The organism is Chromohalobacter sp. HP20-39 (assembly GCF_033052815.1).
Taxonomy (GTDB): domain Bacteria; phylum Pseudomonadota; class Gammaproteobacteria; order Pseudomonadales; family Halomonadaceae; genus Chromohalobacter.
Map to the genome: position 1 here is coordinate 1 of NZ_JAWHTP010000013.1, position 21,655 is coordinate 21,655.

The 21,655-nt window shown below is 51.5% G+C and carries 16 protein-coding genes; 1 reads left to right on the forward strand and 15 read right to left on the reverse strand.

Translation table 11 applies throughout. The annotated features are described in order from the left end of the window. Positions 1–223 precede the first annotated feature (223 nt). Entirely contained in the window at positions 224–1,321 is a 1,098-nt protein-coding gene (locus RVY79_RS16200) for a glycosyltransferase (protein WP_317465484.1), read from the forward strand. A gap of 193 nt (positions 1,322–1,514) precedes the next feature. On the opposite strand, the gene RVY79_RS16205 is transcribed toward RVY79_RS16200, so the two are convergent. The 15 genes from RVY79_RS16205 to cysN all read right to left on the reverse strand — a co-directional run bounded on the left by RVY79_RS16205 (position 1,515) and on the right by cysN (position 21,549). Beyond that, positions 1,515–1,727 (reverse strand): hypothetical protein, encoded by a 213-nt coding sequence (locus tag RVY79_RS16205; protein ID WP_317465485.1) that lies wholly within the window; start codon positions 1,725–1,727, stop codon positions 1,515–1,517. 493 nt (positions 1,728–2,220) lie between these two features. Next, a complete protein-coding gene (locus tag RVY79_RS16210) occupies positions 2,221–3,090 on the reverse strand; it encodes a hypothetical protein (RefSeq protein WP_317465486.1) in 870 nt (289 codons plus the stop codon). 187 nt (positions 3,091–3,277) lie between these two features. Continuing rightward, on the reverse strand, positions 3,278–4,429 hold the full coding sequence (locus RVY79_RS16215) for a glycosyltransferase (protein ID WP_317465487.1): 1,152 nt from the start codon (positions 4,427–4,429) through the stop codon (positions 3,278–3,280). Beyond that, the gene (locus tag RVY79_RS16220) at positions 4,429–5,784 is read right to left on the reverse strand and encodes an O-antigen ligase family protein (RefSeq protein WP_317465488.1); all 1,356 of its coding nucleotides are present in this window, start codon (positions 5,782–5,784) and stop codon (positions 4,429–4,431) included. Before RVY79_RS16220 ends, RVY79_RS16215 begins: the two co-directional genes overlap by 1 nt. A 150-nt stretch (positions 5,785–5,934) precedes the next feature. After that, positions 5,935–7,323, reverse strand: a complete 1,389-nt coding sequence (locus RVY79_RS16225; protein ID WP_317465489.1) for an undecaprenyl-phosphate glucose phosphotransferase — start codon at positions 7,321–7,323, stop codon at positions 5,935–5,937. Positions 7,324–7,343: 20 nt separating this feature from the next. Beyond that, the gene (locus tag RVY79_RS16230; protein ID WP_317465490.1) at positions 7,344–8,294 is read right to left on the reverse strand and encodes a glycosyltransferase; all 951 of its coding nucleotides are present in this window, start codon (positions 8,292–8,294) and stop codon (positions 7,344–7,346) included. Positions 8,295–8,305: 11 nt separating this feature from the next. Beyond that, complete coding sequence (locus tag RVY79_RS16235; RefSeq protein ID WP_317465491.1) at positions 8,306–9,982, reverse strand: hypothetical protein; 1,677 nt, start codon at positions 9,980–9,982, stop codon at positions 8,306–8,308. A 372-nt stretch (positions 9,983–10,354) separates the two neighbouring features. After that, a complete protein-coding gene (locus RVY79_RS16240) occupies positions 10,355–11,491 on the reverse strand; it encodes a hypothetical protein (protein WP_317465492.1) in 1,137 nt (378 codons plus the stop codon). 307 nt (positions 11,492–11,798) lie between these two features. Further along, the gene (locus RVY79_RS16245; RefSeq protein WP_317465493.1) at positions 11,799–12,536 is read right to left on the reverse strand and encodes a sulfotransferase; all 738 of its coding nucleotides are present in this window, start codon (positions 12,534–12,536) and stop codon (positions 11,799–11,801) included. A 56-nt stretch (positions 12,537–12,592) separates the two neighbouring features. Next, the gene (locus RVY79_RS16250) at positions 12,593–16,120 is read right to left on the reverse strand and encodes a glycosyltransferase (RefSeq protein WP_317465494.1); all 3,528 of its coding nucleotides are present in this window, start codon (positions 16,118–16,120) and stop codon (positions 12,593–12,595) included. Further along, positions 16,113–16,673, reverse strand: a complete 561-nt coding sequence (rfbC, locus tag RVY79_RS16255) for a dTDP-4-dehydrorhamnose 3,5-epimerase (RefSeq protein ID WP_317465495.1) — start codon at positions 16,671–16,673, stop codon at positions 16,113–16,115. Before rfbC ends, RVY79_RS16250 begins: the two co-directional genes overlap by 8 nt. A gap of 37 nt (positions 16,674–16,710) precedes the next feature. Beyond that, positions 16,711–17,583: a glucose-1-phosphate thymidylyltransferase RfbA gene (rfbA, locus tag RVY79_RS16260; RefSeq protein ID WP_317465496.1), complete on the reverse strand. Its 873-nt coding sequence runs from the start codon at positions 17,581–17,583 to the stop codon at positions 16,711–16,713. 39 nt (positions 17,584–17,622) lie between these two features. Continuing rightward, positions 17,623–18,510 carry a dTDP-4-dehydrorhamnose reductase gene (rfbD, locus tag RVY79_RS16265; protein WP_317465498.1) on the reverse strand — a complete coding sequence of 296 codons (888 nt, stop codon included), beginning with the start codon at positions 18,508–18,510 and terminating at the stop codon, positions 17,623–17,625. Continuing rightward, positions 18,507–19,601 carry a dTDP-glucose 4,6-dehydratase gene (gene rfbB / locus RVY79_RS16270; RefSeq protein WP_317465499.1) on the reverse strand — a complete coding sequence of 365 codons (1,095 nt, stop codon included), beginning with the start codon at positions 19,599–19,601 and terminating at the stop codon, positions 18,507–18,509. The genes rfbD and rfbB overlap by 4 nt, the downstream gene beginning before the upstream one ends. 19 nt (positions 19,602–19,620) lie before the next feature. Next, on the reverse strand, positions 19,621–21,549 hold the full coding sequence (gene cysN / locus RVY79_RS16275; RefSeq protein WP_317465501.1) for a sulfate adenylyltransferase subunit CysN: 1,929 nt from the start codon (positions 21,547–21,549) through the stop codon (positions 19,621–19,623). Positions 21,550–21,655 lie beyond the last annotated feature (106 nt).

Consider the following 21,655-nt stretch of genomic DNA (forward strand, 5'->3'; position numbering starts at 1 on the left):
ATGAACTGCTGAAGAAGCTCCTTGGCGGCCAGCAAAGGATAACTTCTATAGCTCATCTGATCATCCGGGACCCTACAACTAGGGAATCAGTGCCTATTCTCGGAGCGCAGCTGACCCACTTCCTCGAGGGTCGGTACCAAGAGCCCCAACCGGCGCAGGGCCTTCACTACGGTTTTGTGGTATTTTGTTTGGATTTCATCATTTTCGTACTAGGTCGTGATATATGCCGCCCAGCGTTCTTTTTATCGCCGATCACCTCAATACGGGGGGTGCCCCGGTCGTCATTCGTGATCTCTGTGTTGCGCTCAGGCACGTGGGCGCCGAAGTTACTCTCGTCGTCTTGAGTGACCGAGTTACGCATACCTTACCTGATAGCGTCCAGATTCATCGCTTGCCATATAGCCCTGCTGGGAGGTGGCAACGCCTGCACCGCTACGCCAATCATGCAAAACAACTGGATCGCCTTCTGAACGATATCGACTTGAGCCACGACACACTGGTAGTGGCGCATTTACATCATGCGCATCAAGTCGTCAGCCGCAGCAGTGTGTCGCAGCGTGCATGGTACTGCCTGCACGCCGACCCCGACATCGGCTTCCTTGGCAAAAAGACTGGGCTTGATCGGTGGCGTAAATGTCGCAAGGTACACCGGCTTTACAATGGAAAGCGTTTGATTGGCGTGTCACATGGGATTCTGGAATCGCTTTCCCGCGTATTCAACGTCCAGGGCACGCCAGGGGTAGGCTTGCATAACCCGCTGGACCTCAAAGCGATCACCGAGACAAGCCAGCAAGTCGTTGATGACGTCCCGGATGATTACTTGCTGTATGTGGGGAGGCTGGATCAACGCCCGAAGCGTTTTGATAGATTGCTATCCGCATACAAAGAGAGCGGCACAACGCTACCGTTGGTCATTATCGGCAAAGGAAGTGCCCAGCAATTTATCGAACGGGAAGTGGAACGCCTGGGACTGCAAGGGCGTGTCATATTGCTGGGGCATCGCGCCTCCCCTTATGCCTACATGCGCCAAGCCAGAGCGCTACTGCTTAGCTCCGATTATGAAGGTTTTTCGCTTGTTTTAGCAGAAGCTCTCGCATGTGGGACACCATGCGTTAGTACCGACTGCCCATCTGGCCCCCGAGAAATACTCACCGAAGAGCTTTCGCGTTTTCTGGTACCCATGGGAGATGTCACGGCTTTCGCTCAAGCTATCAATGATGTCGTGGAAACCCCTCCAAATGTAGGAGTTGCGAATGTAGCGCATCTGGAGGCCGAGCAGGTCGCGCAGCGTTACCTGAAACTACAAGGGGCACAAGACTAGAACGACAGTGCTTCAAAATCTTCTAATCCAGGGCAGCTTTACGCGCTGTTGCGGAGCACTAACGGCTTTTATTGCCACTGGACTACAAGGTCAAGGTATCAGTGGGAAGATAAACCATCCTGCCAGTGATAGCGCCTTGCTCGAGGCCGCTCCTATCAAACGTTCTGGCAAAGCGAAGCTAGCCACTTCTCTATTATTCATACCCTACCGATTTCTCCGAGCCAGTACGGTCGTCAGCCCGAATCTCACGCACGATTTTGGCGGGCGTGCCAGCTACCACGACATTATCGCCGAAGACCTTGGTCACGACGGCATTGGCACCGACGATAACGCGGTTGCCGACCCGCCCTTCACCCACGAACTTGGCCCCAGGATAGATGGTCACGTCATCCCCAATCCTGCACATCAGGTCTCCATGACCAGGCGGTGCAGCGCCGAGGGTAACTTGCTGATACATACGACAACGCGCTCCGATACGCAGCCCGCCACCAATAACGATAGAGGTGGGATGAGGCAGACGCACCCCTCGACCTATCACCGTTCCCGGGGCGAGGTGCACGCCGAAACGCATTGCCAGTCGTGCCCGCTGCCATCTCGCAAGAGAACGGTAGCCTTGGTGGCCCAGCAACTGGGTCAGACGAAGCCGTAGCACCGCCTGACGACTGGAATTCGTTGACCACAGTGACTTACAGAGCCGAACGAGCCGGAGCCCAGGCTTACCGTTCAAGACTTCCGTGGTCACATGGCGAATGAAACACCGCCAGTTCATGTCATCGTTGGATTCGGTCATTTACCCCTTTCCCATAGCTCACTCGTTCCATTAACGCCAGCCAGTACGTTTAACCTAAAGCCATACGTACTGTGCGCCTTTGAAAGGCTTATACTTTGCCTTCACGACTCTATAGGGTTGAGTGGCCCGGTGCCATCTCCGGGTGACAGTCGGCGAGGCTCTCTTTCACCAGCGCCAGGGCGTGCTTGCCTCGCGCCCCCCGCGTCACCCTTTCCCACCATTCCCGATGCACGGCTTTCACCATTACTGGCACGCTCGGCACCCCTAGGTGCTGGGCCATGGCCAGGCGATGCAGGCCCCGGTTGATCTTGAGGAGCCGCCCTTCACGGGTGACGGCGACGCCCAGCATATCCTTGCCACGGGTGGAATCGAAGCCTCGGATCGCCATGTCGTCCATGAAACTCAGGTAGACACGCAGGAACGTCAGGATGCGGGCCTCGCTATCCAGCAGGATGCCTTGCTGGTGCGACGACCAGGGCTTGCCGGCCTTCAGGCGAGCCATGTACGTGCCGAAGGCTTTCGATTGAGTGAGATTGCCTCGGTGGGCATCGATATCCGCGATGAAGCGCGCTCGAGATCCCTGGCGTAGATCACCACGCCGTAGATCCCACTCGCCATCCCAAATGAACGACGAGGAAGTCGGCCGATGCTTATGGGGCCAGCCTTGCCAGTGCGTGGCTCGAACCAGGTCATTCGGGTTCACGTGCAAGATCAGCTTGTCACCGAGCGTTAATTCCACCGCGCGGCGCGGCAAGCCAATACGCTCGACCCAGGCAGCGCCGGGTAATTCATGCTGCCAGAGGCCAAGCAACCCCAGCTCCACCGGTACGCCCAGGGATTGAGCGCCCTCTCGCACCACTTTGGACACACGGGCCCGCTGCACGGGCCAGTACATGCGTGGGTCTTCCAGAGGCGCGAAGGCAGGATCGCCGGCGGGGGGCGTCGGCAGCCGTCGTTGGGTGGGTAACAAGAAGCGCATCACCAGCACCCTTGCGTGCTACTGGCGCTGTCAGGCCAATTCTCTCCGCGCGGCCCTAACGCATGATATGAGCCATCTTCCATACGTACGTCTCGTTATCGTCATGCTTTATCAATAGTTAGCATGATATCAATCATGGCGCACGAAGCGTAGCACGAAAGTCTTATATGGCTATGGCAAAGAATGGCTAGCGCGCATCAGGCTTCTGCATGAAGCGCGTCGCGACAGTCTCGGGCTTGAAGTCATCCAGCCATGCTTCTTTTACCATGGGTTGGGCGTTGGCTACGGCATCACGTATCCCCGTGGCAAGGCTTTCTTCGTCATGGGCGACGATGCTGTTTTCAAGCTCGCCCTTGAGAATCATGCGAATGCCGCCGGGGCAATCCACGCTCAGCACCGGCGTGCCACAAGCCAGCGCCTCGAACAGCACGATGCCCATGCCCTCGAAGCGCGAACTCAGCACGAACAACCGCGCGTGGTGCATCCACGGGTAGGGATTGTCTTGCCGGCCCGCGAAGATCACCCGCTCGGCGATATCCAGCTCCGTGGCCAATGCTTCAAGGTTGGCGCGCTCACAGCCGTCGCCCACCAGCACCAGCGGCAAGGTCACGCCCGAGCGCGCATAGGCGCGTAGCAACAAGGCATGATCCTTGGCGGGCACCATGCGCGCCACGTTGACGATATACGGCTCGGCAGGAATATCCGGCGCCGGGGCCAGCATCGCCTGGCGTATGCCCGCGATGGGACATGGATTGGGGATGACACTCAAGCTTGCCGGTGAAAAACGCCAAACGCCCATGCCCTGCCGTATCGTCTCGGCAACTCCCTCCGACACCGCCACCAAGTGCCGCCCCTGATACAGGCATCGCGCAAATAACCGACGACTGAACGATGCCCTTTCAGGACGCACTATGTTTTCGAGTACATAACGCGCGCGGGTATCGCGGAACATCCATACGAGCTCAAAAGTGCCGATGCCCCGAAAGACGATGCGATCCACGCGGCCATGGCGCTTCTCGAAGCGCTTGAGCCACAAGCGAAACACCACGCCGCCCATGATGCCAGTGCCCAGAAACAAAGCACGTTTGAACAAGGGGTTGAGCACCCAGCGGGCAAGCAGCTCCAGGCAGAAGCCGATCACGGTCAACCGACTCCAGCGCATTAACGGCAACGCATGCTGCTGCACACTGGCATGCGAGGGGCACAGCGGTGCTTTCACCGGGCGAAAACTCACCAGGTGACTCTCGTGTCCCGCCTCGGCAAAGGCATCGGCCAGATTGATCGCCACCCGCTCCATGCCCCCCATCTTCAGGGAGCGCACGACCACCAAGGTGCGCATCACGTGCTCCGCCGCACCGGCCAGGCGAATACGCGCCGGCCGCTTTCCAACTGCCAGCGCCAGATATGCGTGACCAGCCCCCCCACGACGAGGTTATGCACGTACACGCCCGTCCAAAACGCGTTATAGGATTCGAACTGATTGACGATCATCCAGTACACGAAGAACGACGCCCCGAACAGCGCCATATCGTTGGGTATGACGCCCGCGCGCCACGCCAGCCAAGTGCCCCGGCCGATCCACAATGCCAGCGCCGCGATGACACCCAGCCCCAGCACGCCATACGCCACCCAGACTTCCAGGAAGAAGTTATGCAAGTGGCCGAAGTTCGCCTTCACGAACTCGGGCAGCCAGGACGTATGATCGATCACCAGGCTACGTCCCTCACCGCCCCAACCGACCAGTGGGCGCTCGGCGATCCACTCGCCCGCAGCCACCCAGGTATGAATGCGGATGCCCACGCTGCTATAGGGGACGTTTTGCAGGTCGCCCTGCAGCACCTCGACCACCACGCCGGACTCCGTCTCCAAACGCTCGCTCAGCGTGCCCCCGAAGAACACACCGCCCAGCACGATGAGCACCAGCCCCACGCCGACGCCCCCCAGTACGGGGCGCAGCATGCGCTGGCCCATGCCGCGCGCACGCGCCCACAGCAGCACGATCAACACGGCCACGGGAAGGGAAACCGCCAGCGCCAGCCACACCGCGCGGGTCTGCCCGATGGCAATGCCGACCACGCAAATGCCCAGCGCCAGCGCCCAGGCCACGCAGCGCCACGGCACCCAGCGCGCGTCATGTGTCATGATGCGGCGCGCGAAAATCGCAAGCCCCAGCAAGGCTACCCCGAACAGCATCGAGCCGTGCTGGTTATTGCGAATGCCGAAGCCGGTGCGCACGCCCTCCAGGCCCTCGCGCCACTCATCCAGCCCACCGGCCGCGAAGGAGGCAATGAGGTATCCAAGCACCGCCAATCCCCACACCAGCAAGGTGTTGCGGGTACTGCCTCCCAGCCACCAGGCCACAGCGATGAAGATGAACAACTTCGCCAGCCGGTCGACTTCCGGGTTGCTGGATACCCACTCGGGATGGTGGAAATACCCCAGCACCCACGACAGCACCTGCACGGCGACCGACAACAGCAACAGCCAAAATGGCCCGGAACCGCGTATTCCACGGCCCCAGCTCAAAACGGCGATCAATCCCAATAACGCCATGGCAGTCCCCGCCGGGCTGCCAACGGCCGGCCACAGTACGCGCAACAGGCCATACACCAGCAGCGTTGTAACCCCCACGATCACAAGAACATCGGGAGACCGACCGATACCGCTAGGCTCCCACAGGCGAGAACGCAGCATTCCACCCCCAAAAACAGCCGTTCGAGCCCCGTGGCGCACCATGTAACGACATGGCGACGCCACGAGGCCCTTTCATGAAAAAGCCGCTGATATCATCAGCGGCCCGTGAATATACCAATGTGCCCGTCAGCCTGCATGCCACACGATGCGTCAATACGCATTCTTGTGTATGAAGCCATGCAGGATCGTCAAACCGATGATGCGCAGATCGAGCCACAGCGACCAGTTGTCGATGTACCACAAGTCGTGCTCGACCCGCTTTTCCATTTTCTCGATGGAATCCGTCCCGCCGCGAAAGCCATTCACTTGCGCCCACCCGGTGATGCCCGGCTTGACCTTATGGCGCTTCATGTATGACTCGACCAGTTCCTTGTAGTGGTCGTTATGATTCAAGGCATGCGGCCTGGGCCCGACAATCGACATACGCCCCTGCAGCACGTTATAGAACTGCGGCAATTCATCGAGCGAGGTACGCCGCAGGAACGCACCGAACGGCGTCACGCGCGGATCGCCCCGTTGCGCCTGGGTGATCTGGCCGGTCGGCTCATCATGTACTTCCATCGAACGGAACTTGTAGACCTTGAAGTGCTGCCCGTTCACGCCGGTACGGTACTGCTTGAACACAATCGGCCCACGCGATTCATACCTCAGGACAAGCGCGATGACAGCGCCTATAGGCAGGGAAATGAGCAAGAACAGCGTGCCCAGCACCACGTCCTCGACGCGCTTGAGAAAGCGCGCCGTTTCCGTCATGGGCGTGACACTTAAATCGATGGAGAAGCGCCCCGCCACCTCGCTGATGCGATGGTTGAGCAACTTCAGATCCTGAAATTCAGGCAGGAAGCGGACTTCGGCGGTCTGGTGGCGCAATGCGAACATGATGTTTTGCACGGTGCCTCCCATTTCCAAAGGCAGACACAGCCACACCTCCCGCGCACCAGAGGCCTCCACCCGGCGCGCCAGGGTTTCAAGAAAAGCCTCATCCGGCATCTCATTCACGCGCTGCACGCCGGAAATGGCAAACCCCTCGCCCGGCGACCGACGCATGCCGTGGGCGACATTGAGCAAGTTCTCCTGAGGCCCCACGAGGAATACCCCGCGCAGGTTCTTCCCCAGTGCCCTCGCCCGCTTCAGCAACAGCATCACCAGCACCCGGAAGCCCGCCGATATGGCAAACGAGAACAGCAGGGTCATCCCCAGCCACAAGCGCGAATACCGGACGGACGCCTCGGCCAGATAGATGATCGAGGTCGCCAACAGGGCGACGATTGCCCAAATACAAAGCAACCGAAACAAAATGTTGGAAAGGCGTGTCGTGCGCCAGCGCACATAGGCGCCATCGATGAAATTCGCCATCACCACGAAGATGGCGATGATCAGCATACCCAGCAGAAAGCGATCATGGACATCCGTGGAGCCGAAACGGATGCAATAGGCCAGGAAGCCGGCAAAGAGCACGGCCCCGGCATCGATCAAGGGGACAAAGACTTGGGCTGGAACTCGCTCCGTTATGCTTTTGGACTTACGTTTTTTACTCATGATGCAAAGCGACCTGGATATCAATCATAGTGCCAATACTTCTTATTCATGCTTATTTTTTCTTTAAACCATCGTGGAAGCCACTTCTCATGCTTTCCGAAAAAAAAACCAATATACTTAATAACATTGGCAACAAGTGAGCGAGGCCATAAATAAAGCCTCCTGACACCCAAAAACTTTAGCTCGGAAACGACAAATTTAACCCCTTCCCCTTCAACACCTCCAAAGGCACTCTTCAACCAAGATTCCTCTGAGTGGAAAACCCCTATATCGAAATATCGAGAGAACTCTTCCAGCAACCGATAATTATGAGAGTGCCGACAGGTGGCATCGGCTGCATAAGCCACCCTCCATCCTTTCAAAAGCATGGAAGCGGCAACATACATATCCTCTGACAGAATAACTTTCTCTGGAAATCCTCCAATATCCTGCAGCGCTTTTGCACGATAGGCAGCAAAGGAGTTAGAAATGAATGCAGCCTTCAGGCCCAGAGTCCGGCCATCCTCCAGCGAACGAACATGAGATAGTTCAGGGTAATTGAAATGACGCGCATGCCTCGCCAATGGCGTAGCATCAAAATGTGGCAGCTGTCGACCATAAGCGCAACCAATGTCAGGGTCCATAAAAGGGAGAACTAGTTTCTCGATTGCCCGATTGTCCTCCAGAATCGCATCTTGGGTCAAAAAGAGGTAAATATCGTACCCAGATAACCGTTCAACCATCATCTGCCGAGTGCCACCATGATTAAATTCTGAACGCCTGATCGTTATAAAATCTTTTAGGTATCTCCTTACCTGATCGACGGTATCATCATCAGAAGATGAATCAACGACAAACACATCAAAATGAAACAGCTGTTTCATTAATGCATCTAGACATTTCTGAATTTCTTTTCCAGAATTCAAGGTTGGCAATATACAACAAACAGAAAATTTGACATCAAGAGGCAAGGTGGGGGGCTTGGTTGGCATGGTGAACAACCTTATACCTTATCAATAGTTTCGGCAGCCTTATTGAATTGGTTCGCTTTTAGCTGCTTCCAAATTTTATACATAATAGCCGACAAAAGCACCCCCTCCCTTTCTTCTTTTGACCTGGGCTTTATTTCAAGCTCTTCTGAATGGACATAATTTTCACTTACACTTTTTCCATAATTTAAAGATAAACCGGCTCCATATGGCTCAAGGGACCATTTTCCCCAGTGCAATAGCACCACACTTCCATTTTTTTTTGCCCAAAGAAGAGAATTGTTAACCTGAGGGTTATAAAGACAGATAGGTTGGCACCTGAGAGTATCTTTAATACTGGATAACTTTGACATAAAGGTTTCTACAACGCCTCTATCCGGAGCTGTTAAAGCTATCTTCTTGAGAAGGGAGGCGTCTAAGCGATCCCAAAGCATCTGGTGAGATCGTGTATAGCGTGATATTAGAAGATCACCCAACTTAGTATTACCAATGGACATTACGATCTCATCTTGCTCTGACCGGCTGGGAACTCTAGAACATGCAGTATATCCTGTCAGATCAAATATGTGCAGGTGATGCTCAAAGATAACATTGGTTGCCAATAGCTCAGGACTTGGCAATAACTCTGGTTGCTCTAACAAAAGCGCAGCCTCGTGCCGGGCTTCAGTGATTTTGTTTTTGGCAAAAATCTTAACTAGGTAAGTCTTTCCATCATGGCCATTAGTTGCATTTAAAAAAGCAATACCAGGTAAAGCTGAATCTCTCCACTCAAGTACTAAGCCGTTTTCGAATGCGCTCGAAATATTCATAAGTAAGGCTTGGAGTTGCCTGTTAGGAGAAGAGCCCGGCTCAAGGAATCCCCAGAAGCTGTCGGTCTTTTGTTCACTAGATTGAAGCACCTCCTCATGGAGCAAAATAGCCTTTAGCTTTATCTTATTATTATTAAGAAAAATAAGACTATTAACTGCAATGCCAGTTTGAGACAACAACTGTCTCCCCAAAATTATTGCTACAAGCAATACTAAAAAGTTGTTGGGAATCGAGAGAAAAATGTAATCAAAAAGTATCCAGAGAAAAATAAGGAAAAAACCTACTCCAGACAATGTTGGAATCTTTTTCTGGATGCATGCAACTCCTTTTTCATAACTTATCATATTACTATTTAAAAAAAACAACGCGCCGACTATGCACAGGACTCCATAGCTCGTAAAAACAACTGCTATCTCAGAATAAACAAAAAAAAGCAAGGCAGTAGCAAGAACAATAAAACTAACACTTGCGACAGCATTAATGTATTTCGCATATGACTTTTGTGTAAGCTCTTTTTGGCCTTCAAAAAGGTACAGTTTTTGCGTTTTCTTTTCTATCCTCACGACACCGGATTGTGAAATCTTTTCAATTGCCTTAGCACTTAGCTGGTAAAAAATATAAGAAAATATACTAAGCCCTGCCAAGGCGCTGACCACAATTTTTTTATTGAAACCTCCCAGGAAATCAGGGAAAAAATCTGGAAAACCATCTCCTCCCATAAGCATCACAATTTTTAGTGGGAGTATAAAGGCTCCCAGCACTGCTATCTGGCCAAAAAGTGCTAATATAGCCGCTAGAACTGTACCTACGGTGTTGATCTGAACAAACTTAGCACCTAATAGAACGGGCCATGGCAATGAGCTATATTTTTTTACATTCATACTTATAAACAAAACACTTAAAATAAAAAGAGAAACGAGGACTTATAGCTTCCCCGGCATTGAAAAACATCTAACGTAGATTCGTGACAAACAAACCTGCATCAGATTAATTTAAAGCTAACTTGGCTATCTCCTAAATTCAAGAGCTAGAACTGGGGCATAAGGAGGAGAGAAAAATGTAGTAACTGTTTTTTACTCTGCCATAGCCCTTCATGCTAAATGAGCACCCAATCTATTTCCTTACAGTAGTTAAAAAATATTCAAGGCGACACTTAAGACTCCTTAACATCACCTTTTACGTGGCGTGACTGCAGTAACATAATGACATTTTAGCAAACTCCAGCGAAGCTTATGACTTACTGAAAAGCCTGATTACTTTCTTAAGAATAAAACGGCGGCCTTTAAAAGGCTACGGATATATTCAAGTGGCTGTTTGCAGAACTTTTTAAGTAGATTACCATGAGTATTATACATGGGGGCACTCTTTACTTCCTGAACAACTCTATCACTCGTCACCCCTGTGGTTTTTTTATCACGAGCCATACGAACCAAAATTTCAGCGAAAACTCTTGAATCGTGTGAGGGCTCAACAACCTTATACTTTTTTAAAGCTTCATGAAGGTTCAATCCGCTAGCCCCAAACTCTCTGTAAACAGCTTCATTACTACCAGACAACCTTTCAGCAATCATAGACAGGGTTTCTCTCTCTATATAGGTAGCTTTTTTTTGCTTGCTTTCACTCTCCTTAGCGGCCTCATTTGCAACAGAACTTTCCCATAAAAACCCCTTTATGTAGTGCTTCAAGATTTTTTCATCTTTTTCGTGTTTTATTATAGCATTTACTTGGCGCATAAGCTCAAGGTGCTGGCACCCCAAGGAAGGATTAATTGGGGATGAAGTATCATAGCCTAAGAATGGAATACCAACATGCTCGCAAAAATCTTTAACAACATCCCCTTCAGGGAATTCCTTTTTATCATACCCCCTAATGATCAAAGATTCATACCCAAAGGCATGTCCCCAGCGTCTTATTTGCTCCTCATAGTCGTTAAACTCAAACCATTTTTCATTTATTTTATAGTCAGTTTTATAAGCATTTTTTATATTTTGGTTAATGTCCGACACCACTTTATCAATCTGATTCCTCAGATAAATAACAATCTTTATATCTACATTTTCCGGGACCAATGACTTGAGTAGCTTAGGATCAGAATCTTTAAAGATGACCGATAAAGCTTCAGCACTAAAAATTACCTTTTCGAATTTTCCGCAAAAAAAAGCAATCTCATCTTTAAACGAGGACACATCCCCCTCTGGGAATCCTTTCCTTGCGATCTCTCTAATTTTCTTTGCATTGCCACCAGATGTCCGGTACTGCTGAGGGTATCCATGATCATAAGGGTAAACATACCCCAAGCTTCTTAGGTCACTAGATTTTTCATTAAGATATACTTGTATTGCACTTGAACCACTCTTTGGCAAGCCTATGTGGAAGTATACTTCAGACATTTAAGGCCTCGTCAATTTATAAAAGCATGCAAAGCATGACGCATAAAATAAAATTAGAAACACTGGACGTCAAGTTTAAAGAGCTCTATAGGATTATTAGTAGTTAATACCCGTATAGAATCATTTCATGAGAAAGAACGTCATTAAGCATCTCTATAATTCGCCTGACATAACTCCAAGAAATACTTTTGTACTAGAATGGTTATTGCAAGCTAGCCTTTTCCCTTTTTCTCAGAGTAATGGGCAGCTTGCATATACTTTTCCTAAAGTCGGTTTTTAGACTACGACCATCATATAGCTCTTTAAGTCACTTCAATTCATATCCATAATGAGAAGGATACTGCCCCAACACCTGTATAGCTAGATCAATCTGTTCATCTAAAAAGTCGGCATAAGGGATGTCAATTTTTGTTTTCACGTGATTAAGATTCAACTGATCTACAGGCTTCTCTATTACTTCTTTGACCAAACGTTCCATCGCTCCCGCAGGGTCACTCTGGATATCTTCGTACCGAATCTCAATCAACTGATTGCCCATAACTGGCTTCAACACGTTAACCGTAGCCACCGCCTCACGCCAATAATTCAGTGCTCCAACAAAGCTTTGTGGTTTCATAACCTTTCCTGCCATAAGGCTCTTCGCTACGGATAGGGGGTGCCTGACCAAGTGAACAACTTTAGCTTCCGGAAATTGGTCAATAATCATTGGGAGTCCATAAACATTCTGTGGTGTTTTTTCAAACCACGATACTGCCCCTTTCTTTTTTGCAACCTCAGTACAATAGGCATCAGTGAACTCAGCTTTAGTATTACATGACTCATAAAGCTCAAAAAAGCGTTCATCACTTATACCATCTATTTGACGATGTTTCTTAAGCACAGGATTGTTCTGATAATATCTACCAAATTCAAAACCTCTATAGGGAGCAGACCACCTAAAAAAATGGGTCTCTTCTGGCGAATAGTAGTCTTCTATCTGCTTAAAAATATCTCGCAGCATAGTTGTGCCAGAGCGGGGCGCCCCGAGAATAAAGAATGGCTTCATATAACCTCCGAAAAAATTTACGACCCAAAAACTGCACCACTTGATCAAATGACTATTTATTTTATCTCATGCAACGGCTTCCGGCTTAAGTAGCGCTTAACTTTACGCTGCAAGCTCAAGGGCACAAATTTAAACAAAATAGATATAATACCGACATTCCTCAGCTTTAGCAAAAGTGACAGTATACGCTCTTTATTAGTAGTATCTGCTACGCCGCTCTTGAAAGCACCACGATGAAAGAGACTATCTAATACTTCAACACAATCTGGTCTAACCTTTTTATCTACTCCCTCTAGATAACTAGAGTGGTAAAATTCCAAGTTATGAGTCCCTGACAAGTCAACACCCGGTGCCACAGCATGGTTGATAACATCATGTTCCACACATACATTATTCCAGAACTCGGCGAGTTCTCGTATATCCCCCCACTTCTCCAGCACCACAGTCCTTGGACGCCCTGAAAGACGTTCACTAAATGCACCGAGCTTGGGCGCTACAATTGGCAACTTTGCCCTGAGAGCTATGCTCAGAGTATAACTATAAGTTTCAGGCCACTGAGCCGTGAACCATACGACATCTGGTTTAATCGCAAGCAGGCTTTCAAGTCCCTCTTCTTCTGCATAAGGACCGTGAGTTATTACATTTTTTGAAAGTGGACGGTAACCATAACCAAGAAGGTGAAATTCTATCGGTGCATTATTCAAGCATGAAGCAACACCTTCAAGGACATCTGCTCCTTTTTCCTTACTAAGAGCACCAAGTATAGCAACGCGTATATTCCGTCCTTCTGCCTCAATCGGAACTATCTCCTCAGGACATGAGCAGTAATCAAGGTGAGGGCAAACCTTCCAGGCATTCAAGTGCCTAAATTCTTGCTCTGCTGATATCCGCAGCATCGTGTCTTTCGAAGGCGTTATAAGATAACGCGCATTATCCATCAAGGCTAACTGTAATTCCCGCCACCGGGCAGCGGTTATACCATCAGGAAGAGGGTAGTGTTCTGCACATAATCGATCGCGGTCATTTCCATCACCTGCATATACACCATTGCGGCCCGTCAGCGTAGGATTCCCATTAATAACCCAGAAGTCATGAAAGGTGTAATCATACTTAACCCCTAAATCATCCGCCACTCCCCATATTCTAGTAGGCAACCGCATCGTATGATGGAAATGTACATGAACAACACCCATTGACTTCAATAGAGATACCAACATCTCATAGTCATCAGGAATCGAAAAATCCAGATATGGCGATGAATCTTTCTTTAATGGTAAAAAGGAAAGACGTACTTTTTTGTTATCGATTGCTTCAAGTAATACGTAATCAGATTCTGCCAGCTCCCGCTCAAGCTCAAGAATGTGTGTAAGAACCCCTCCTCCTAACCCGTGTGATACAGCTAAAATAAGTGGTCGTTCGCTCTTAGCGAACAACTCACACAACAGGCGGACACGCCAAGACCTCGCCGGATCTTGACGTATAAAAGCATGCACATCAGCATTGTAAGTCGGATGTCGATCTTGAAGTTTACGCAGGTTTTCTTCAACTCTCGGATTAGATTCTTCTGCGAAGCTAACGGCACCTTTATGATATACGAATACATTGAGGGCATGCAGGTTCTTCCAACCGCACTGTATCGCACGCTGACACCAATCATTCTCCTCACCATATCCCCGACCAAAAACTTCCTGATCAAACACCCCTATTTTATTAATGGCGTCTCGCCGGAGATACATGCAACAACCAACACCGGACGGAACTTCTACGGCCATACTTGCTGGCACAGAATCACGAAATACTTCGTCGATCGACTGTACACTATGTCCCGATAAAAGTTTGTTGTCTTCACAAAATACCGGGAAGCTGCAGATTGTCGCATTATTTGCTGTAGCAGTCACTGACGCCACTTGTTTCCGTGAATAGGCGCAATCTTGCAGACGTAAAAGCCAATCATTTGCGACTTCCACATCACTATTCAGCAAAAGGACATCCGCTTCTGGGTTAAGTTTTAGCCCTCTATTAACGGTACCTACGAACCCCAGGTTTTGCTTGTTTTCGAGAAACTCAAAGTCTAAAACTTTTCTATTTTCTCTCAACCACTGAACAACTTCAGGCTCAGGTGAACAGTCATTGATTACGATCAACCTTGCCCAAGTTCGGTCTAAAGTTTCTGAAGCAGTCGTTACCGCCGCACAGGTTTCTTCTAGGCCACGATAAACTGGTATTATCACATCTACTGATCGTCGTCTGCCATTGCTTAGAGGAGCAGTCAACTCACCTGCAAAAGGGGTAACAATAGCCTTGTCTTCAGAAAAGGTAAAAGTCTTGGCTAGGTTACCTAAACCTCCCCATAATTTTCTCCGCACCCTTTCGCCCCCCCCTACTCTCTCACTAACCTCTAGCACTTTCCTCTGGGCTAATTTTAATTGCTCACCTCGTTCATCAATCACATCTAATGCGCGTGAATGCTCTTGTCCAAGCCCTTTAAGTCGTTCATGGATAGCGTCTAATGTACGGGAATTTTCTTGCTCAAGCCCTTTAAGTCGTTCATGGATAGCATCTAATATATGGGAATTTCCTTGACTCAGCTTATCAAGCATTTCTTGCATCGCGTCGCGCTGAGAGTCTCGTTCCTGAATAACTTCCAGTGCACGAGAGTGTTCCTCGCCAAGAGAAGAAAGCTTTTTTTCAGATTCCTGTAATTTAACTACTGTTTCATTGTACTGGCGAAATTGAACCTCAATATCACTCAGAAGCAATCTCGACTGCACATCAAGATCATCCAAAACACTGGGGCTAGTTTCTCTTTTAGAAGCCAAATCCGTATAAAGCTTCTTTACCATATCAGCCAAAAAACCTTTGCCAATATCTTTTTTGGACTCATGGTGGCGTAAATCTCTTTGAACCCATCCCTCAAGGGCCTCTACATCAGCAACTAGATCTATCCCCAGTTTGTGGCCCGCCTTTTTTACAAAGTCCGCAGGCGCTCCCATGAGGTCCTCAAAGGTACCAGTATAGTGTTCTTCTAATTCTTTGCTGAATTGTGATGCACCTATTACATAATCTAACCAAAGTACATTCGAATGTGATGGAACGATTCCGTCTCTATTTTCCAGTGACCGTGCTACTTCTTGAGGTGGGCGTAGTACGTGGATCGATACTACTCGTATGCCAGCCTGTTCAAACAATGGCTTCCAGAAGTGAGCAGTTATGCATAGTCGTGGATCTTTAACCGCATAGGTCTGTAGCTCCCTATGTGGCCGACTACTTACCAAATCGTCGATGAATTTAGAAGCTTCAAGCTTCAGCTCTTGGACATACGCCTTACCACCTTCATCCTTGAGGAATTCTTGAAAGTGCCTAACTGCTAGCGGGGTATGCCAACGCAAACCGGCCTTATCGAGTAGAGCTTCATTTAAACGTACTAGTTCTCTATGTTCCCAAAACCCCTTGTCGTTGATACCAGGAGCCGGTTCCAAGAGGTTATCACCCAGCCACACGTTGCATACAGCAAGCGAACCAGCCATAGCTGAAGTGCCGCTACGGTGCATTCCCAGCACGAAGATAACCGTGGGCTTATTCAAACAAGTCCCCTTCTGTAATCAGATCACTCAGAGTTGGGGCCATTCGGTCCTTCTCGGACAGATGCACTTCCCCTATTTTTGGCCACTCAATCCCAATCTCTGGATCATTCCATAAAAGGTTACGCTCATGCTCAGGGGACCAGTAGGCGTCAACCTTATACTGAACCTCTGCTACCTCACTAATAACCAAGAAGGCATGGCCAAAGCCAGCTGGCACCCATAGCTGACTTTTATTCTCTGCACTCAGAGTGGCGCTGACCCAGCGGCCAAAGGTTGGAGAACTACGACGCAGGTCTACAGCAATGTCTAGCACCTCCCCCACCGTCGCCCTCACCAGCTTGCCTTGGGCGGCCTTTCCAACCTGAAAGTGGATTCCGCGCAGTACACCGCGCACTGAGCGTGAGTGGTTATCCTGAACAAAGCACACTTCACGGCCAACTGCATCGGCAAATTTGCTTTGATGAAAGCTTTCGGAGAACCACCCTCGCTCGTCTCCAAAAACCTGAGGTTCCATCAATACAACATCGGGAATCTCGAGAGATTGAAACTCCATGACTACCTAACCTTTAAATCTGAAAACGATTTGGATCTCAGGCGCCGACTCGGCGTAACAGGTACTGGCCGTATTCGGTCTTACTGAGTGCTTGTCCTGATGCTGCCACCTGCTCTGTGGTAATCCAGCCGTTCAGCCAGGCTATCTCCTCTAGGCAGGCCACCTTTAATCCTTGGCGGTGCTCAATGGTCTGCACATACTGGCTCGCCTCGAGCAGGCTGTCGTGTGTGCCGGTATCTAGCCAGGCAAAGCCGCGCCCCAACCGTTCAACTCTAAGGTCGCCCCGTTCCAGGTAGGCATTGTTGATGCTGGTAATTTCCAGCTCACCTCGATCTGAAGGTTCGACCTGCTTGGCAAGCTCGACAATATCGTTATCGTAGAAATACAACCCAGTCACGGCATACTCGGATTTTGGCTGGTTCGGCTTTTCCTCGATGGAAATCGCTTTGCCTTCACTATCGAACTCAACGACCCCGAAACGTTCAGGATCTTTAACTAAATAACCGAATACCGTAGCACCGCCGGCCTGGTCGGAGGCGCGCATAAGCTGTTCGGAAAAATGCTGGCCATGAAATATATTGTCGCCCAGAACGAGGCACACCGAATCATTGCCAATGAAGTCCTCGCCAATAATGAAGGCCTGAGCCAGCCCGTCCGGGCTTGGTTGAACGGCATACTCAAAGCGTACACCGAAGCACTCGCCGTCTCCCAGCAGGGCCTTGTATTGAGGCAGGTCTTCCGGTGTCGAAATGATCAAAATTTCGCGAATGCCCGCCAACATCAAGACCGAGATCGGATAATAGATCATCGGTTTATCATATATCGGCAATAGCTGCTTGGAAACGCCCCTTGTAATTGGATGGAGGCGTGTCCCTGAGCCGCCCGCGAGAATGATACCTTTACGAGCCATGCAATACTCCTTTACCTGTTCCCGTCCACATATTGTGCGTTACATCTCGAGGTAGTCTTTTAATGTAAGCCCCAACTGGGCATCCCAGCTTGGCATTTCTATTGAAAGAGCGTTTTCCAGCTTTTCTAGATCAAGGCGAGAATTCAAAGGACGTTGGGCAGGCGTCGGGTATTCTGAGGTGGGGATGCCCGAGACGTTGTCTGTCTCAATCTTCAGGCTCTCGCCTAACGCCTCTGCCTTTTCAAAAATGCACTTGGCAAACCCATGCCAACTTGTAGCACCCCGTGGTGCCACGTGATAAATCCCTGGGTTGATGCTGTGACTCAAGCCCAATAGCGTCACTTGTGCGATAAGTCGTGCGGGCGTCGGCGCTCCGATTTGATCGGATACGATATTGAGCGCTTCTTTTTCGCGAGCGAGCCGCAGCATCGTTTTCATGAAATTATTACCGCGCGCGCTGTATACCCAACTTGTGCGAAATATAAGATAGCGGATACCCGCCGCCTCAATGGCCTGGTCACCTTCCAGCTTCGTTTGGCCGTACACACTGAGAGGGCCAGTTGGGCTATCTTCTTTCCACGGCGTATCGCTACTGCCTGGGTAAACATAATCGGAGGAGTAATGTACCAAGCATGCATTATGATTGATGCAATAGCTCGCCAGTTGTTGCGGTAGCTCGGTATTGAGCCGCTTCGCCAATGCCGGCTCACTTTCAGCCTTGTCGACTGCTGTATAAGCGGCCGCATTGACGATGGTATCGGGCCGGTGAGTCGCCAGCCAATGCGAGACAGCATTCGCATCCGACAAGTCGAGTTCATGTCGGTCCGGCGCCATGACCGCCCCCAGCACGCTTAGCTCGCGCTGCAGTTCGTGCCCGACTTGTCCCGTGCCCCCCGTTACGAGAATTTTGCTTACGTTTTGTCTCATGCCCCAACCCCTAGGCGTTGTCCCTGGTAACTACCATCCTGTACACGTTTCCACCAGGCCTCGTTGTCCAGATACCATTGCACGGTCTTCTTCAAGCCCGTTTCAAAGGTCTCGTCAGGCGTCCAGCCCAATTCACGCTCGATCTTGCCGGCATCTATGGCATAACGAAGGTCGTGCCCTGGCCGATCAGCCACAAAGGTGATTTGATCGCGATAGTGCCCCGCATCCTGCTTGGGAGCTAGTACCTGCAGCCAATCGCATAGTGTCTGTACGACTTCAAGATTGGTTTTTTCGTTATGGCCGCCGATGTTGTACGTCTCACCGACCTCTCCACGTGTCGCCACTTCCACCAAGGCACGAGCATGGTCTTCCACGTACAGCCAGTCCCGCACTTGTTGGCCATCTCCATACACGGGCAACGGCTTGCCGGCCAACCCGTTGAGAATCATCAAGGGGATAAGCTTTTCAGGAAAATGGTAAGGACCGTAGTTGTTGGAGCAGTTGGTAATCAACGTCGGCATGCCAAAGGTGCGCTGCCAGGCCCTCACCAGATGATCCGAGCTTGCCTTGCTCGCGGAATACGGGGAACTTGGAGCGTAGGGTGTTGCCTCCGTGAACAATCCTTCCGGCCCTTCCAGGTCACCGTAGACTTCATCCGTCGAAATATGATGAAACCGAAACGCCTGCGCTTTTTCCTGGTTGGTTTCCTGCAGCGCTTTCCAATAGCGGCGCGCAGCCTCCAATAAGACAGAGGTGCCCATCACATTCGTTTGAATGAACTCTGCGGGACCATCGATGGAGCGGTCGACGTGGCTCTCTGCCGCCAAGTGCATGACGACATCAGGCTTATGTTCATCGAAAATCGCCTGCATCGCTGCCGCATCGCAGATATCTGCCTGTACAAAGTGGTAGCGCTGATGCCCTTCCACCTGAGCCAGCGACTCAAGGTTGCCTGCGTAGGTGAGCTTATCGAGGTTTACGACGTGATGGTCAGTATTGGCAATCAACTCCCGTATCACCGCTGAACCGATAAAGCCGGCGCCGCCCGTGACGATAAAGGTCTTGCTCATCAGGTATTCCTTGATTTCCATTCTTGTACATTCATGTCCTTCAAAGCACTTTCATCAGCTGCGCGATGATTGCTTCTTGTGACATCGTGTCCGTGTTGATCTGTACTTCCGCTTTATCGGGTGCCTCGTAAGGGCTGTTGATCCCCGTGAAGTCCTGGATTTTGCCTTGGCGGGCCTTCTCGTAGAGACCCTTGGGATCCCGCTGTTCGCAGATATCCAGCGGCGTGTCGACATGCACCTCGATGAAGTCGCCGTCGTCAAACAGCTCACGAGCGGTATCGCGGTCGGAGCGGAACGGCGAGATGAAGGCGGTAATCACGATGATGCCGGCATCGGCGAACAGCTTGGCGATCTCCCCTACCCGGCGGATGTTCTCGGTACGGTCGGCTTCACTCATGGCGAGGTCTTTGCACAGGCCGTGGCGAATGTTGTCACCGTCCAGCAGCATGGTGTGATAACCACGCCGGTTGAGTTCGACTTCCAACGCGTTGGCCAGGGTGGATTTTCCCGAGCCGGAAAGCCCGGTGAACCAGATGCACTTGCCGGCATGCCCCTTGATGTGCGCGCGCATCTCCGGCGTCACGCTAGAGCGGTTCCACACCACCTCGGCCCTGCTGTCGTGGGTGCGGTATTCATAGGGCGGCTCGCTTTCCAGCATGCGGTGCACCATGCCCGCGCCCACGGTCACGTTGGTCAGCCGGTCGATGACGATGAAGCTGCCGGTGCCGGGGCTCACCCGATAGTCGTCCACCGGCAGCGTGCCGGCCACTTCGATGCGGCAGCGACCGATGGCGTTGAGGTTCAGCGTCTCGGCGGCGTGGTGCTCGAGCGTGTTGACGTCGGTCTGGTAGTCGATCCGGCTGATCTTGCCCGCCAGGTCCCGCGTGGCGAGCTTGAGGTCGTACAGCCGGCCGGGCTCCAGCGCGGTGTCGTGCATCCACACGATGTCCGCCTCGAAGGCATCGGCCAGCGGCACCTCGGCGTCCTCCGCGACCAGCCAGTCGCCCCGCGAGATGTCGATTTCGTCGTCGAGCGTGACGGTGATCGCCTGCCCGGGATAAGCCACCTCAAGATCGCCGTCGAAGGTGACGATGCGCGCTACCGTGGAGTGCTTGCCGGAGGGCAGCACTTTGACCGCCTGCCCGGGGCGCAAGATGCCAGCCTCGAGCGTGCCGCAGTAGCCGCGGAAATCGAGGTGCGGGCGGTTGACGTACTGCACCGGCAGACGCAGATCCGTCAGGTTCCGGTCGTGGGCGACCTCGACGGTCTCGAGCAGTTCGAGCAACGGCGTCCCCGGTTGTCCATCGACGGTGTACCAGGGCATGTTCTCGCTGCGATTGACGACGTTATCGCCTTCCAGCGCGGACAGCGGCACGAAGTGGATGTCCGGCGCGTTGAGCTTGGCGGCGAACTCGCGATACTCGGCGACGATCTCGTCGAAGCGCGCCTGGGAGTAGTCGACCAGGTCCATCTTGTTGACCGCGATCACCAGGTGCTGGATGCCCAGCAGGTCGGCGATGAAGCTGTGCCGCCGGGTCTGGGTCTGCACGCCGTGACGGGCATCGATCAGGATTACCGCGAGGCTGGCCGTGGACGCACCAGTGGCCATGTTGCGCGTGTACTGCTCGTGCCCCGGCGTGTCGGCGATGATGAACTTGCGCTTGTCGGTAGAGAAATACCGGTACGCGACATCGATGGTGATGCCCTGCTCACGCTCGGACTGCAAGCCATCCACCAACAGCGCCAGGTCGACCTGGTCGCCGGTGGTGCCGCTGGTCTTGGAGGCCTGGGTGATCGCCGCCAGTTGATCCTCGTAGATCATCTTGGAATCGTGCAACAAACGCCCGATCAGGGTCGACTTGCCGTCGTCGACGCTCCCGCAGGTGATGAAGCGAAGCAGGTCTTTCTGCTCATGCTCTCTCAGATACGCTTCGATATTTTCCGAGATCATCGGTGAGGCGTGTGACATGGTTCATTCCCCATTTGTGGAGAGCACGAGCGCTACGAGCCACGAGCTTCGGGCTACGAGCAGGCTGTGCTCTCTTCATGTTCGCTGACTAGTTTTGAGATTGGTG